This is a genomic window from Crocosphaera sp. Alani8, assembly GCF_038442745.1.
Classification (GTDB): Bacteria; Cyanobacteriota; Cyanobacteriia; order Cyanobacteriales; family Microcystaceae; genus Crocosphaera.
This window is the reverse complement of sequence record NZ_JARVCN010000327.1, coordinates 1-18219: the sequence shown is the minus strand read 5'-3', so window position 1 is coordinate 18219 and position 18219 is coordinate 1. Positions and strand designations below refer to the sequence as shown.

Here is an 18219-nt window from a genome sequence, read left to right as displayed (position 1 = left end):
AACGCATTTTTTAGAAAAATGCTCATTCGTTCGGTGCCTATCCGATAATAAAGAGTTTGTCATTACACAAAAGTGCAAATAAATTTACACAAAATGTCATTTCTTTTGTTTAAAACATGAGATTTCATACAGGTATATGAATCTAGGAGACATGAAATTATGGCAATTCAACTCGGTGACGGAGACAATACATTTCCTAATAATAGATATCCCAACAATAGTGGAAATAATACCGTTGATGGTGGCGCTGGTAGGGATACTCTCGAAGGAGGGACTGGTAACGATGTTTTAGATGGTGAAAAAGGAAGTGATAAGCTTTATGGCCAAGATGGAAATGATACTCTTTATGGCGGAAAAGGTGACGATACTCTTGATGGAGGCAATGGCAATGATTTATTAATCGGGACTTCAAATAGTAGTGCCGATGATTTAGGAATAGATACTTGGTATGGCCGAGGGGGTGCTGATCAGTTTAATATTGGCCGCTTTGATGGCGGAGGTTATGCTAATATTTGGGATTTTAATTATGATCGAGGCGATCGCATCAATAACTTAAATAGTTATAACCTTTCCCCCAGTAATAGCAATAGGAATGATGTTGAGATAAAAAAAGGTGGCAATCTATTAGCGATCGTCAAAAATACAACCATTGCTGAACTTAAAGGAATCAAATTAAATCCCGGACAAGTTACAACTACTGAAGATGCGGGAACCATTAATATCAATCCAGTTATATCCTCTGGAAGTACCTCATTAAGCGTTGTGAGTGTTGTTTCATCCCGTGGTGTTTCTGCTTCTCCTTCCGGTAGTCAAGTCAGATATAGTTTGGGTAGTCAGTTTAATAATTTACGGCAAAATCAGTCCATTACTGATACTTTAAATATCACGCTACGAGATGCACAAGGATATACTTATTCTTTACAAAAACCTATCTTTATTCAAGGGGCTAATGATGCTCCGACTGCCAACCCTGATGGTTATGGAATTAATGAAAATACTTCTTCTGTAACCCTTGATGTTTTAGCTAATGATACCGATCCCGATAGTAGCGACTCAAAAACACTAGTTAGTGAAAACTCAAATTCTGCTCGTATTTCTGGTAATAAAATTATTTATGATCCTTCTAAATTTAACTTTTTACGCTCAGGACAACAGGGGATTGATAGCTTTACCTATACCATGCGAGATAGTGGTGGCGTTGAGCGTTCAGCAACTGTTAACATAACCGTTTTTGGTGCCAATGATGCACCCATTGCTGTGAACGATGTGGTTAATGTTTCCGAAAAAGATGGCTCAATTACCATTAGTCCTTTAAGTAACGATAGCGATCCCGATCAAGGAGAAAGCAGTCTTTTGTCGTTGGTAGGAGAATCTTCTGGCAACGCAACCATCTCTGGTAAACAAATTATTTATACTATACCCGAATTGTATCTAGGAGCAGGACAGGTTAAAACCGAGACGTTTACCTACACCATCAAAGATCCTTCCGGTGCAACTCGTACCGCTAATATTTCCGTTAATATTGAAGGGGTAAATGATGACCCAGAAGCGAAAAATGACACGGCAACAACCGATGAAAACACCCTTATTTCCATTGATGTTCTGGGTAATGACGTTGACTTAGACTTAGGGGATACTAAGACAATTAAGAGTATTGACGGCAGCAATATTGGAGGAAAAATTTTCATTGTCAATAACAGAATTCAATACGATCCTCGTGGTATTTTTGACTATCTTCAAACAGGTGAAACCGTTAACGAAACCTTCACCTATGTGATGGAAGACTCCCAAGGAGTTGAAAGTGAAGCATCCGTTACCGTATCTGTATTCGGGTTAAATGATTCCCCTGTGTTAAATATTTCCAACAATCCCACCCTTGATCAAGACGGTAGTTTTGTTGGGGAAATAGTACCGGATGGTTCGATTACCGATCTTGATAATTTAGTCACCGAAGCGATCGCTGTTGTTGAAGTATCCCAGTTAAACGGAAAATGGCAATATTTCCATAATAATCAATGGCTAGATTTTGGCAGTGTCAGTGAGTCTAATGCTCGTTTATTAGATGCTAACAACAAAATTCGTTTTATTCTCAGTGGTAACGAAATAGTAAACGCCAGCTTTAAATACCGTGCATGGGATCAAACTAAGGGAGTTGTCGGGGGAACGGCCAATGTTGCTTTTGATAACTTGTTAGAGGGAGATACCAGTGCTTATAGTAGTGCTTTCGAGACAGTTAATATTACCATTGAACCCCCGAACCCTGAACCTACGGATATTAATCTAAATAATAATTCTGTTGATGAAAATCTCAGTGCTCGTGTTGTTATTGGTACATTATCCACTGTAGATAATCCTGGAGATAGTCATAATTATCAACTGTTATCTGCTACAGAAAACTTTGAAATAGTTGGTAGGGAATTACGCACCACAACCAGCTTTAATTATGAGCTTCAAAGTACCTATACTGTTACTGTTCAATCAACAGACTCTAGCGGTGGAAAATTCAGCAAGGACTTTACTATTTTAGTAGGAGACGTACCAGAAGCACCTGAAATTGAGATTATACCCAATGCTCCCAGTATTATTGAAAATAGCCCAGAAGGAACGGTTATTGCTACAGTTAACACCAGTGATCCCGATGGTGATGCTGTTACAGTAACCTTTGATCAAAATCCTGATCCCGATGGTGATGGTAACAGTGCTTTCCGTCTGCAAGGAAATCAAATCGTTGTTAATGATAGTGAAGATTTTGTTAACGCCGATAATCCTAATTTACCCTTTACTATAACAGCCAGTGATGGCAACTTAGAGACTTCTTCCACCGTTAATGTTGAAGTTAAAAAGGATATCAACACTGCACCTGAGATTGAAGATCAAACATTTACTATCGAAGAAGCATCCCCCGTCGGCACTCCAGTAGGAAACTTAATTGTGACTGATACAGAAGGAGATCCCCTCGAATATGAAATTATCAATAATGTTGATATTGATGGTGACGGAAATAATGCGTTTCGGGTACAAGGAAATCAATTAATTGTTAATGACAGTGATGATCTCAACTTTGCCAATGATCCCAACTTAGGGATCACCGTTTCAGTCACTGATGGCAAGTTAGAAAACACCGCTAATATTACCGTTAATGTCACCGAAAAACCGATCCCTGTCACCGAAATATCGATTCAGACAATGGGTTCCCCTAGCAAACTAGAAGGAAACCAAGGCGTTACAAAATATTACTATCGAGTTTCTCGTTCAGGGGATTTAAACACAGAATCAACCGTTGATTATATCGTCAGTCAACCCGATCCTAACAGTGTTTATGGCTCATTTCCCTTCACAGATGCTTCAGACTTCGTTACTCCCTTTGAAACCCCGATTTCAGTCACGTTTGCAAAGGGTGAACAAACTAAGGACATTATCATAGAAGTTGCCGGAGATACTTTGCCAGAATCAAGAGAAATCTTCGTGGTAAAACTGGTTAATCCCTCTGCTGGAGTCATTCTTAATAATAATCTTGCCCTGGGATTAATCGAGAATGATGACTTTGACACAGCAGAAACCCCCGATTTTCAAAACACTGTCTCCGAAGTCCAACGTAATAGTGACAATGGGGACACGGTGCAAGTATTAGAAGCAACCGATAAGAATGGGGATGAAGTCAGCTATAGCATCAAGGAAAATGTAGATACTGATGGAGATGGAGTCGAAGCATTTCGTATTGAAGGCGATCGCCTGGTAATTAATGACAAAGATGACATCGATATTGACCCTGAATCCCGCTTAAAAGTGACCCTAGAAGCCACAGATTCTACTGGTTTGAGTGATGAAGCCGAAATTGCCGTTAAAGTAGCTCAGAAGCAATTAATTAGCCCTGATAATCTTCGCCGTGAGTTAGATGTTTTAACCGATAATGCGCAACAGTTAGAAGTCTTGTTAAAAGAGTTAGCAGGGGGTGGTTATTCAGAAGAAGAATTACGGGGTATTATTGAGCAGAAAAAAGAACAAGCGTTTGCTGATTTCAAGAATATTGAAATTGAGTTAGAGACTAACCAGCAAGATATCAAACTGTTATTGAATGAAATTCGTCCTTTACTTGATGATTTACAGATAAAAGAGGGACAGTTAGGAACGGCTCAGGAACAGTTACAAATTTTAAAAGAACAACAAGCAGAATTAGGGGCTGAGTTACAAGAATTAAGAGAGGGTAAACAAGCAATTGAGACCTATTTTGATGCAGAAATTAATAAAGCGATCACCAATCTTTTTGCAGAAAATGATCGCTTTCAAAATGAAGAAATCTTCACAGCAGCAGATAACCCGGCCAAGGATTTATTACAATCTGCTGAAGATCTTAATGGCATAATAACACGGTTTAAAGATGCTCGTGATTTTGCCAATGATAAATCTTTAGGTAAGTTCAAAAATAGCCTTAATTCTATCATCACAGAGCTAGAAAAACTGAAAAATATTGCAACCGAATATGAATCAAAGATTAGCGACGGAGTTGTTCCGAATGAAATTGAAACCATAGCCAACTTATTAGAAAATGCGAAGGTCATTTATACAACGCTAGGCAAAAGTAAGAGTGAAGGAGGGTTATATGCTGAGTTAATTGATGTCTTCAAAAACAATGATGCAACAGATAACCAACGGTCTACTATTGTTGATAAGTTGAGAGACACAACTTACAAAATCGAAAATAATCAGGGTGAATCTGTTGATCCTGGAGGAAAACGGTTAATAAAAATATATCAACTCAATGCTAAAGTTAGTGCTGGACTTGATCTTAAAGTTGATTTAGATGATTCATCTAGTAGTTTAGTTATCGAAGACTTAGGTTCTATTGTTGAGGATATTCGTAATTTTTTACAGGAAGCACAAGCAATTAGTGATGAGCTAAAATCAGTTTTTATCGAAGAAATAAAACGTTTAGGTGGTGGCAATCTTGTAGGAAGCCAAGGAGATGGTCTTAAACAGATCAAAATTGCAGAATATGATCTAAATATTTCACAAAAAGAAACGGATTTTGATAACAAATTTTCAGAGGTTTCTACTAAACAAAGTGACATTACAACTTTGAAAACTGGTATTGGTAATATCAATGCTTTAAAAGCTCAAATTGGTAATAAGATTCCCTTTATTGAAGATTTATTTTCTAAGAATCAAGCGATTCTTGAAGATTGGAAAACTCTATTTCGTAATCAAAGTCAGTATTTCTTGGATGAAGCAGAAGAAGGACTAAATCAAGACTTACTAACTGATTTACAAGGGTTACTTAATAATGATGTTATTCCTCTATTAGTTAATCTAACTGAAGGAGAACAAAGTAATGTTTTAGAACTTTACAGAATTCTAGAAGAATACGCTGAAGATTTAAGTGCAGATAGCCAATGGTTAGACGATCGCATTGAACTCCTACAAACATTAGGAAATTCTAATAATGAAACCTTTAAACAGGTTTTAAATGACCTCAAAGCTGCTAATAGTGATATTATTCCTTTTGAAAATTTTGCTAACAATCTCCAAGCAATTCAAGACAAACTTGAGGACTTATTAACCTCTTATGATGACCTCAATAATCAAATTGTTCAAGTGGATCAATGGTTAGCTAATGCCGAAGTTTATAACATTCAATACTCTGAGAATCTTCTCTTAAGTAGCTACATTGAACAGCTAGAATTTACTAAAGTACGGCTTTCTATTGCTCCCGAAACCTTAGCAAAAATTCCTCAAGTTGAAACTGAATTTAATCAAGAGATTTCTGAACTTAAAACGACTTGGAATGATGTAAAAACCACCTTTTCTAAATTAGTAACGACCGCAAAAGAAAAAGTTACTAAGAGTGATGAATTATCGACACAAAATACCACACTAATTCAACAAGAAGGTGATTTAGGACAATATGAACAAGAAAAAGAAAACTTAGATCAAAAACTTCAAGGACTTAACTCAGAAATTACTTCTAAAACTGGCGAAAAAGCTAGTTTAGAAGCAGATAAAACAAAAGCTGAAGGGGAATTAGGGAAATTACAATATGACCCTAGCAACCCGATTGAAAGTCAACGAGGGATAGATTACTGGGAAGGTAAAGCTGACGAATATAGTAGCAAAGAAGGCGGTTTCTTTAAATGGTCTGACGATGCAGACGGTATTGTGCTTCGTAAAACACGAGTTCAAAATTATAAGAATGCTTTAGTAAACTTAGCCGATGCACGTCAATTACTACTCGCTAAAAAGAATGAAATTGCAGGTTATAATGAAGAAATCGACGCAATCAGTTCTTATTTAACTGGGTTAAATACAGAAAAAACTGACACAATAACTCGTCTAGATACTGTTAACTCAGAAATTAGTCGTCTGGGTTCTAAAGAAGATAAAAATTCTGAAATTGGTAAGACTCAAACTGCAATTGATAACTTAGACACTGCTTTAACCAACCTTGATGAACAGTTTAAAACCCTAACTTCCACCTTTGAAGAAAAACGAGGCGATATTCAACAACAATTCAGTGATATTGACTTTGAATTATCCGAACAGGAAAACTTAGGGGATAAATTAATTAGCATTGGTTTGCTCATTTCTGAACAAGATATCACCTTCTTTAAAGATGTTATCTATGACCCCGAAAATCCTAATAATTCTGCATCGGATCTCTTTAAAGATGCCATTGATAGTGGTAATGAACAAATTAATAGTTTAAACCCTGTTTTACAAACTTTACAGAACTATATTAATGGCTTAAATGGTTCTGGTACAGACGCACAAACCTATCTCGATAACTTTGCTCAAATTTTAGTGGGTCAAACAGATGAAATTAACGATTGGCTAACCCAAGAACATCCTAACTTAGTAACTGGTTTTGATGAAAAATTAGGTCAAGCTAAAGATGCTTTAAATGATATTCAACTGGGACAACGGTTACGCGCGCTCATTGAACAAGGGAACTTGGCCGAAGTCGTTGAAGCAGTGAGCGATCGCATTACTATCTCTGAGTTTACTAATGTCATTACAGGTAACGACACAGCAGACATAGATACCATCCTCAAACTTAAAGAAATTGTCCATCAAGAGGTTTTTGATGACATTGCGGTTCAACAAAACATTCTCGAAGAAGTCAACGAAGCGAATATCGAGATTCAATCGAGTTTAGACAGTCTCAATACCCTCGCACAACAACTATTCCAAGCGTTTGATAGTAAACTTCCCCAAGCGGTAGGAAAATATCTCAACGCCCAAGATACCCTCAACTTACGGCAAGATATTCAAGCCATTGTGGATGCTCGTTTAGCTGCCATTGAAAATAATAACACCCAAGTAAACAACGCTATTAGTAGCTTAGAGGCAAAAATTGACGCGGCGAAAACTTTAGAAGAGAAAGTAGCAGGAATTAAAGTAGAATTGCAATTTTATGACCAAGCTTTTGCCCTAGCAGACACCAAAGATATTCTTGATACAACAGGGTTAAGCAAAGAAAACCTATCCACAGGAGTTGATCAACTCACTGACTTTATCCAAGACTTGATCGATAACGGTGGTTTAAGTAGCGCAACCGTGCAACAGTTAGAAACAGCGAAACAAAATATTAGTAACCTATCTAACCTCGAAACCCTATTAAGTGACTTTGACACTAAAGTATCTGGTATTGAAGACAAACTTCTACAATTAACCATTGAAGAGGTTGACCTCCTTAAAGTTGCCGTTGACTATGGGGCGCGTAGCAACGATGATGCTGAATTAGAAGATCGTCTCAAACGGCAAAATGCTAAAGATAAAGGGAAAAAAGGTGACACCTTAGACGATGAAATTGATGCCATTATTGAGGAAAGAGATCAACCCACTAGCTTAGAAAACCGTTACTTTATAACTCCTGAAGCTATGACTTGGGAAGACGCTCAAGACTTTGCTGAATCCGTTGGGGGTAAACTGGTTACTATCAATGGGGTAAAAGAACAAAAATTCCTTAAGCGCATCTTTGCCCGTAATGATAAAGGTAAAGTCATTAAAGATGCAGACTTTTGGATCGGTTTGAATGATGCAGAAAAAGAAGGAAAATGGCAATGGGAGGATGGTCAAAAAGACAATTATCGTAACTGGGCAGATTCAACTAATACCCAAAACCGTGATTATGTTTTCATGAACCAAGAGGGGGTTTGGAAAACTGCTAATGGTAAGAAGAAACTAAAAGGCATCATTGAACTAGACCTAAATTCAATTGAACTTAACCGTCTAAAGTACCAGACTGAACTCCAAGGAGAATTAGGGGGGTTAGAAGATAAAATCACCCAAGAGACTGATTTTGCTACTTTAATTAATGCCATTGACACGGTTAATCAAGCATTTGAGGAAGCCAAAACCAACGCAGGAATTACAGAATTAACCCTAGTTGACGTTATTACAACTATTCGAGAAGGTTACGCCGAAAGTCAAAATAATCTCAATGAGATCGAGAATGAAATTAAACGACGTAACCGATCAATCGCAGCCTTAGAAACAACAGTAACCTTCTACGAAGATGCGGCTGCCGAATATTTAGCTGAACATGAAGCCCTCAAGACAGAATTTGCTAATAAATATGGCCTGACCATTACTGATAGCACAACTTGGACAGAAACCCGTGAAACCTGGACTCGTTCCCTATTTGGTAAAGATAAGGTTGATGTACAAATCACTCACGTCAACACTTATTGGCTCTATTACGAACAATTTAGCAAACAAGCCGAACGGGCCCAAAAACAGGCCGATGAACTGCGAGGGGCTAATTTAGAAGAAGGAGAAGAAGGAACTGACCCCATTTCCTCCTTGGAAAATCAGAAAAATACAGCTAAAACCATTAATGATGCTTGGTCAGTGGCTAATGATGAAGTAGAAGTATTAGAAGGTTATGTCAATCAACTCAAAGACCTAATTAAACGTATCGATGTCCAAAATAAACAAACCCCAGACTATGAAGCTGCGATCGCAGAATTTAACAGCCTTTTACCTAACCTCCAAAGCGAGTTAGTCAACGCCCAAAATTTAGCAGACACCGCTTACACCGAATTACAAAGTCAGTGGACAAACTTTAAAAATAGCTCTACTGAACTACAACAAGTTTATGACGAAGTTATCCCCATCAAAGCCGAATACCGTAGTCAAAATTTAGCCACTCTCGGTGACATTGAAACCACCCTAGACTGGGTTGAGTTGAAAAATCAGAGTTTAGAAGTCTTACTCAATAGTGTCAGCACCGTCAAAAATCAATTACAAGCCTTCTTAAACGGGGAAAATACCTTTGTTGATCCTCTGGCCAAAACCTACCTAGAAGATGCCTTAGAGTACCTTATCGATAACGAAACGATTTTAAGCGATCGCCTGGATGCTCTTAATGAACATACAGAAGCCCTCGACGCACAACAAGAAGTCTTATTACGAGAATTAGAATTAATCGATGCTTACTTTAACAATGGGGGCAAAGAATTCGCCGTTCTCAGACTGCAACTAGACCAAGCAAAATCTAATCTACGGGAGTTACAAAGCCTAGCAGAAACCGCTTTAGATAGTAGCACCGTGTTAACAGGGGAGCTAGATCGTTTAACCGCCTATTTAACTAACCTCAATAATGAGGGTCTTACTGCGGTTCAAGAATCGATTACGGCAATTCAAAACCTGACAGAAAACATTAACAGTCGTGAAAATTTATTTGGTCAGGCTCAAGAAAAACTCAGGGAGGTAAATGGGTTTCAGCCTCAAATTATTGAGTTATTAAACAAAATTAAAGACTCAGGGGATATTCGTGCGGCAAAACTTCTAGAAGAAGCCAAAGCCCGTGGGTTTGCTGTTGCTGCTGGTATTTATTATCAAGATTTTAGTGACCTTCTCACCGATACAGGTAACTTCTTAAATGGAGGTATTGCCACAGAAACCGATGCTCAGTTAGCCCGTCGATTCTTGAAAGAATTACGAAAATATCGCGCTATCAAGAAAGATGCAGAAAGAGAAGCAGATCTAGCAGATACAGCCTTAGAATTAGCCCAAGGTCAAAGAGAGTTACTAGAAAACGATGCAGCCCAAGCGCAAGCGGAATACGATGACTTTCTCGCTGAGATCGGGGATCTCGAAACAGCCAGTGATGCCCAACGAGAAAAATTATACGCTCTACAAGCCAGGCAACAAACCCTGGCTAACCTACAAAACCCTACCCAGGAAATTATTGATAGTCTCCTGAGTGTTCAACGTCTTAATCGAGAGTTAGCCACCCTAGAAGTTCAATATGCCCAAGAATTAGCCACTGATCTCAGTGAATCAACCCAACAACAATATTATCTTGATATCCTTGCCAAAAATTACGAACGTCAGCAAATTCTGACCAAAATTGAAGTATTAGGTAAGCAAGATACTTATTCAACCCTACAAGACTCGTTAATTGAGATTGGTCGAGACTATGGCTTACAAATCAATCCCATTCTCGAAAGCACCAACCACACCCAAGAGATTATCACCCTTCAGCAACAATTACTCACTCTCGATGTTTCTCCTCGTATTCCTGAAGATGTTAAAGATAAATTAGACATTGTTCTCGCTGAGATTGACAGTGCGCTAGAAGGAAAAGAAGCCACAGAAATTAATGGTCAACTGACAGACATTACCACTCGTCTGACAGAAGAAATTAATCAGTATCAGTTGGACCTCAATAACCTCAATACTCAATTCGAGGAAGATGCAGGGCTATTAGAAACAGCACAAACTGACCTCAAAACCGCCGTTGATCAGCTTCTGACTGCTATTGAAACTCGCAATGATTACCTCGAAGATAAATCAGTCCTCACCGGTCAAGTATTAGGGGTTTTAGAGCAGGTTCGTTTAGCGGATGACGCAAACAGTCTTTCTAAGGATCTCGCTGACCAAGCCCGTAGTATGCTAGATGGTATTCTAGAACAGCGTCAGATAGAGCGAGAAGCCCGTCAAATCTCTGTTCTTGACTTTATTACCGATAGTGTTGGCACAATTATTACCATTGCCAGTGCTGTTGTTTCAGCAGGAGTATACTCAGGTGTCTTAGCTGCCAAAGGTGCTATTGTTGAGGGTCTTCGTGCAGGACTTGAGGTGGCAGGTAGGGTCAATGCAGCCGTTTCAGCCGCTTCTAATGGAGATTGGTCTGGTGCGTTGTTCAACGCAGTGGGTGCGACTCTAACTTACTTAGAAAACGTTGATAAATTTTTTGACAGTATTGAAGAAGGCATCACACCAACCCTATTTGAAGGTTTTGAAGTTAAGGATTTAACTAATATCCTAGAAAAAAGCTATAAAGCCCTTAAAACCGCCAAATCTGGAGATGCGTTGGGATCATTTTTAGAAAGTGTTGATGCTTTAGGGACAACCATTCTTCAAGGAATTGATGAACTTTCTGACAAAATTAGTCTATCGGATGACTTCCTCAAAAATTTCCAAAAAATTCCCAAGTTAGTCAAAGGTTCCGTCGATGCTATTGAGTCAGGAGACTGGCTAGATGCAACCTCTAATATTTTCCAAACGGTCACAACGTTGAGCAATATGCGTTTTGGAGTTAGCTCAATTGTTAATACTGCTGAGTTCTTTGGTAGTGCCGGTATTAATATTACTGATGCCATTTTCAATGCCGATGTCACTGGCTGGTTTGCAACGGTCGATCAAGTGTTAAAACAAAAAGACCTCTATCACTCAACCCAAATTAAGATTAATGAGAAAGCATTAGCTAGTCTAGGTTTTGAAACACTCGAACAGGCGACCCTTGATAATGACAAAAGTATTAGCTTCTTAGCATTGAATGGGGAAATTGACCCTTCAAAACCCACTTATGTCCTCACGGCAGGTTATTTAACCAGTCTTAACTCTGACCTACTGGCTGATACAGCATTTCTCATTCGTGAGCAAGCAGGAGACGTTAATATCCTTCTTGTCGATTGGAGCGAAGCCAATGGTTCCGGTTTACTCTCCCTAAGTCCCTTTGTTTATCGAGAGGCTGCCAGAAATGCACCCAAAGTAGGGGAAAAACTCGGTGAATTTCTCGCTCAGCAGGGGGTAAATGCCGATAGCTTGCATTTAATTGGTCATAGTTTAGGCGCTCATGTCAGTGGTGTTGCCGGACGTAGGTTTGAAGACATAACCAACAAAAAAGCACTTGAAATTGTTGGATTAGACCCTGCTGGCCCTGGCTTTAGTGAAAATCAAAAAGTCCTAGGCTTATCCCTCAATGAGGAGATATTGGATAATAAGTTAGACAAAACAGATGCTCAAAACGTCATCACCATCAGTAGCAACTCCGAGAACGATAGTATTATCCAAAACCTCACAAGCTTGATTGGAATTGGTCACTACGGGATTGATGAAGACCTTGGTGATATTAATATCAAATTAGACAATGACGATAATAAGTATTACCCAAAAATCTCTCATGGAGATGCCATTCAGTTTTTCCAGCAATTCCTAACATTTGACAAATATAATGGCAATGCTACTGAGAACTTAGAATCTTTCCAAACTGAGCGAGAACAAGACCTTCTCCTTCAATCTTTTGAATCCTTTAACGAATTCCAAGAAAAAGTAGAAAAAACTCGTGATGACTATATTAGTTCTCTCGGTGAAAAGGGTGTTGATGTTGGGGAACGTCTCACGACTTATAAAGAACCCTTTGAACTCAAAGTTAAAAATGAATTAGCCTCTAAGCAAGTTACAACAACGGGTAAAAATTTCCGATTTAATATTGTTCAAACTGATAATAGTTTTGAGCTAACTCCTAAAGCATTTCAGTCAGAACAATTCCTGGAAATTGTCGATTTTGATACGAGTTCTTTACAACTGGAAACTTCTTTTGATGATGGGATAACTTGGGAAATTGTTAACCCGTTTGATATTAACAGTAAGTTGCAATTCTTTAACGGCGATCGCCGTTATCGGATCACACCCCTAACAGAAGGCGAATTTGATATTCAAGTTCGTGGTGTAGGAATTGGAGAATTATCCTCAATACCCGAAATACCCTACGAAGCAGAAACACCTATCTTTGAAGATCAAACCTTCACTTTAGAAGAAAATAGTCCCAACAATACCTTAGTTGGACTTCTCAATGCTACTGATTCTGATGGTGATACCTTAACTTATACTATCCTCAATAATCCAGATACAGATGGGGATAATATTCCTGCTTTTACCCTTGAAGGTAATCAATTAATTGTTAATGATAGTGATGAACTTGACTATGAAACGAATCCTAGTTTTTCTCTAACAATTCAAGCAAGTGATGGACAATTAAGTGATGAAGCTACTATTACTATCAATTTAAGTGATGTTGATGAAGATCCAAACGATGAACCTGAACCACCAACTATAACAGGAGATCCTTTCAACCTAGGAGAAGCTGATACCATCACCCTCGATCATAATCTCCAAACCATTACTTTAGATAATACCTACATCAACCCTGTCATTTTCGCCCCCTCTGTCTCTTATAATGGCAATCAACTAGCTACCCCTCGCATCACCAATGTTAAGGATAGTAGCTTTGATATTTATCTCCAAGAACCCAGTAATGAAGATGGTACTCATATCCTAGAAACCTTAAGTTACTTTGTCTTTGAAGCAGGAACCTATCAACTTTCTGATGGAACCTTAATCGAAGTAGGAACCCTTAATACTGATGTTACTGCAAACCCCAACGATCGCACTTTGGTTCCCTGGCAAACTCTTGAGTTTGACATCGACTTTACTGATACTCCCGTCATTTTTAGTCAAGTTCAAACCGATAATGACAGTAACTTAGTTCGTACCCGTCAACAAAATGCTTCTGCTGATGGTTTTGATCTGGTCATGGAAGAAGATGAAGTTTACGGAAGAAAAGGAGAGGGACATCTTAGTGAAACTATCGGTTATATAGCTATTGCCGCAGGTAGTGGGGATAGTAATGGGGTGACATTCCAAGCCGGTAGTACCACAGATAGTGTGACCCATGAGTTGTTTAATATTAATTTTGGGGGTCAGTTTACAGATATTCCCCATTTCTTAGCTGATCTTGCCACTTATGATGGTCCCGATCCGTCTGCTTTGCGTTTCCAAAATCTCACCACTAATGGGGTAGAAGTTACGGTCCAAGAGGACATTACTTTTGATGATGAAGTCAACCACACAACCGAAGTGGTTAACTATTTAGCCGTGGAGGGGGACAATATTTGGCAAGGAAATAATTATGATCCTTTGACTGGAAATCGTGCGATTATTGGCACAAATGCCGATGAATATATACTCGGTATTGCTGAAAATGATACTCGCATCGGGAAGGGGGGTAGTGATGTTTTTGTATTAGAAAGTAATCAGGGAACCGACACGATTAATGATTTTGAATTAGGCACTGATTTGATTGGTTTAAGGGATGATTTAACCTACGATCAATTAACCATAACTCAAGAGGGAGAAAACACCTCAATTTCTGGCAATAATCAAGACTTATTGATTTTAATAGGGGTTGATGCTAATAACTTAAGTGTTGATAATTTTACTTCCATCACTAATCCTCCCAGTGTTGATGAAAATCAAGCACCCATCTTCAATGATCAAACCTTTACCCTGGAAGAAAATAGTCCTAATGGTACTCTAGTTGGACTTCTCAATGCTACTGATCCTGATGGTGATTCCTTAATTTATACGTTCCTCAATAATTTAGATATTGATGGGGATAATATTTCCAGCTTTACTCGTGAAGGTAATCAATTAATTGTCAATGATAGTGATGAACTTGACTATGAAACGAATCCTAGTTTTTCTCTAACAATTCAAGCAAGTGATGGACAATTAAGTGATGAAGCTACTATTACTATCAATTTAAGTGATGTTGATGAAGATCCAAACGATGAACCTGAACCACCAACTATAACAGGAGATCCTTTCAACCTAGGAGAAGCTGATACCATCACCCTCGATCATAATCTCCAAACCATTACTTTAGATAATACCTACATCAACCCTGTCATTTTCGCCCCCTCTGTCTCTTATAATGGCAATCAACTAGCTACCCCTCGCATCACCAATGTTAAGGATAGTAGCTTTGATATTTATCTCCAAGAACCCAGTAATGAAGATGGTACTCATATCCTAGAAACCTTAAGTTACTTTGTCTTTGAAGCAGGAACCTATCAACTTTCTGATGGAACCTTAATCGAAGTAGGAACCCTTAATACTGATGTTACTGCAAACCCCAACGATCGCACTTTGGTTCCCTGGCAAACTCTTGAGTTTGACATCGACTTTACTGATACTCCCGTCATTTTTAGTCAAGTTCAAACCGATAATGACAGTAACTTAGTTCGTACCCGTCAACAAAATGCTTCTGCTGATGGTTTTGATCTGGTCATGGAAGAAGATGAAGTTTACGGAAGAAAAGGAGAGGGACATCTTAGTGAAACTATCGGTTATATAGCTATTGCCGCAGGTAGTGGGGATAGTAATGGGGTGACATTCCAAGCCGGTAGTACCACAGATAGTGTGACCCATGAGTTGTTTAATATTAATTTTGGGGGTCAGTTTACAGATATTCCCCATTTCTTAGCTGATCTTGCCACTTATGATGGTCCCGATCCGTCTGCTTTGCGTTTCCAAAATCTCACCACTAATGGGGTAGAAGTTACAGTCCAAGAGGACATTACTTTTGATGATGAAGTCAATCATACAACCGAAGTGGTTAATTATTTAGCTATCGAAGGGGATAACCCCTTACAAGGAAACCATTATGATCCTTTGACCGGAAATCGCACTATTGTTGGCACAAATGCCGATGAATACATACTCGGTATTGCTGGAAATGATACTCGTAGGGGTAACGGTGGCAGTGATACCTTTGTCTTAGAAAGTAATCAAGGAACCGACACCATTATTGATTTTGAGTTAGGGGTTGATTTGATTGGTTTAAGAGATGGTTTAACCTTTGGTTCTCTCACCTTGGATGATGTGGGTAATGATACTTCTGTGCTATTTAATACTCAGGAGTTGGCTATTCTCAAAGGGGTTAACTCTAGTGATTTAAACAACGATAGCCATTTTGTTGCAGTAAATATCTAGTTGATTTGATTTTGTCTATTAGACTTCTCAGAAAACATCTACTCCAATACTTTTATTATAGTTGGGGTAGATATTTCTTTAGAAAATGGTTTACTCTATAGGAGATAATAAATTTTAAAAAAATCATCAGGTCGTGAAGAATATATTAGTTTCACTACTCTATTTATCTAGTGTACCAATATTGGTTTTAAAAGCCATTGCTCAACCTTCTCAAACATTTACCGAAACTGATTCTTGTTTAACCGCTTCTTCAGACACAGATGAAAGCTTTTTTATTAAATATGTTAATCTCGAAGGCAATACCGTCCTTCATGCAGAAATTTCTCGTCTTGTTCGTCCTTTTAATGAGCAAACAGTTACTTTAGAAAATCTATTATGTTTACGATCGAAAATCACCGATCTTTATCTAGCAAATGGTTATACTAATTCTGGGGCTTTTCTCCCTAATAATCAAGATTTAAGTCAACAAGTTGTTACGATTCAAATCATTGAAGGCAGTTTAGAAGAGATACAAATTAGTGGTTTAGAACGTCTTCAAGATAACTATATTCGCAGTCGCCTTCAACTTGCTACCCAAAAACCTTTAAACCAAAATAGCATTGAGGAAGCCTTAGAGTTATTAAAATTAAACCCTTTAATTCAACAAATTAATGCAGAATTAACCGCAGGCAGCATACCAGGACAAAGTATTTTAATTGTTGATGTTAAAGAAGCTTCTGCTTTTCAAGCAACTATTGGTACCGATAATTATCGTCCTCCTAGCATCGGTTCAACTCAAGGAATTATTTCTTTAAATCATAACAATTTAGTGGGTTGGGGAGATAGTATTTATGCTGAATATAATCAAACAGAAGGCTTAGATTTTTATAACTTTTCTTACACAGTTCCTATTAATGCTTATGATGGAACCCTTAGCTTTCGTTATTGGAATAGTGACAGTGGTATTATTTCTGAACAATTTGATGAATTTGATATTAATAGTGAAAACGAAACTATATCTTTAACTGTTCGTCAACCAATTATTAAAAATCTTAATCATGAATTAAGTTTAGGTCTTACTTTAGATCGTCGTCGAGAACAAACTTTTTTATTAAACGAACCGTTTTCTTTATCCATTGCAGCCGAAAATGGGACTACAAAATTAACAGGAATTCGTTTTTTTCAAGAATATTTGAATCGAAGAGCAACCAGTGTCTTAGCTGTCCGTTCTCAGTTTAATTTTGGGGTTGATCTCTTTAATCCAACTATTAATAATATTGGGGTAGACGGACGTTTCTTTTCTTGGCAAGGTCAAATACAGTGGGTAAAACAATTATCCCCCAGATTGTTATTATTAACCAGTATGGATACTCAAGTAACTCCAGATTTTTTACTGCCTTTAGAACAAATTCCTATCGGTGGTATTAATAGTGTAAGAGGATATCGTCAAAATAAACTGCTAACTGATAATGGTTTTATTGCTTCAATAGAAACTCAATTTTCTCTATTAGAAAATTCAAGGGCATTGCAATTAGCCCCTTTTTTTGAAATAGGAACAGGATGGAATGAGTTACTTCCTGACCCAGATCCTGCTACATTAATTAGTGTTGGATTAGGGTTACGTTGGGCAATTACCCCAAGAATTGGTCTTCGTGTCGATTATGGAGTTCCTCTAGAACCCACTAGAAAACAAGGTAATTCTTGGCAAGAAAATGGTTTTTATTTCTCCTTGCGCTATCAACCTTTTTGAAACTACTTCTTTTCAGAAAATGTGTAACCAATATAGTTTACTGGCCTGTCCGCTCTCCAGGGTAAGCTCATCTAAAATCCTCTTGACAGAAGGCATTGAGAACAGTCATCATATAGTTGTTGTTCATAGCAGCTTGCTTCATTTTCTGGCGAAGACTACGTTTAAATGTTTTTTCTTGATGGAGAACATTAAGTGCTAATCGTCTTAAAAGAGCAAAGTTCTGTGGACTATATTCTGACCGAATACGACATTGATCTTCTCGGAAGGTGACATCGAGTGTCCAGTGAAGATTGTTTTCAATGCTCCAATGAGTGCGAATAGCATGGCAAAGAAATTGGGCATTGGCAGGTAAAGAGGTCAGGTAAAACTGAATATCGGTATCTTCTCAAAAAGCCAGGGGTCACTCGCTGCGAAAACTTAGGCCAAAC

At 38.2% G+C, this 18219-nt stretch carries 2 protein-coding genes and 1 pseudogene; 2 read left to right on the top strand and 1 reads right to left on the bottom strand.

All coding sequences use genetic code 11. The features are described 5' to 3' along the window. The first annotated feature begins 159 nt into the window (after positions 1 to 159). Both P9B04_RS17150 and P9B04_RS17145 read left to right on the top strand, forming a co-directional pair. Positions 160 to 16062, top strand: coding sequence for an Ig-like domain-containing protein (locus P9B04_RS17150; RefSeq protein ID WP_342056195.1), 15903 nt, complete (start codon positions 160 to 162; stop codon positions 16060 to 16062). 133 nt (positions 16063 to 16195) lie between these two features. Continuing rightward, complete coding sequence (locus tag P9B04_RS17145; RefSeq protein WP_342056194.1) at positions 16196 to 17791, top strand: ShlB/FhaC/HecB family hemolysin secretion/activation protein; 1596 nt, start codon at positions 16196 to 16198, stop codon at positions 17789 to 17791. 67 nt (positions 17792 to 17858) lie between these two features. Here P9B04_RS17145 and P9B04_RS17140 read toward each other — a convergent pair. Continuing rightward, a pseudogene (locus tag P9B04_RS17140) lies at positions 17859 to 18167 on the bottom strand (ISAs1 family transposase); the annotation flags it as partial. Between the last annotated feature and the right edge of the window lie 52 nt (positions 18168 to 18219).

What these genes read in the sequence shown, in the direction of transcription:
- P9B04_RS17150 (WP_342056195.1), top strand. Translation starts at nt 160, where the DNA reads ATGGCAATTCAACTCGGTGACGGAGACAATACATTTCCTAATAATAGA.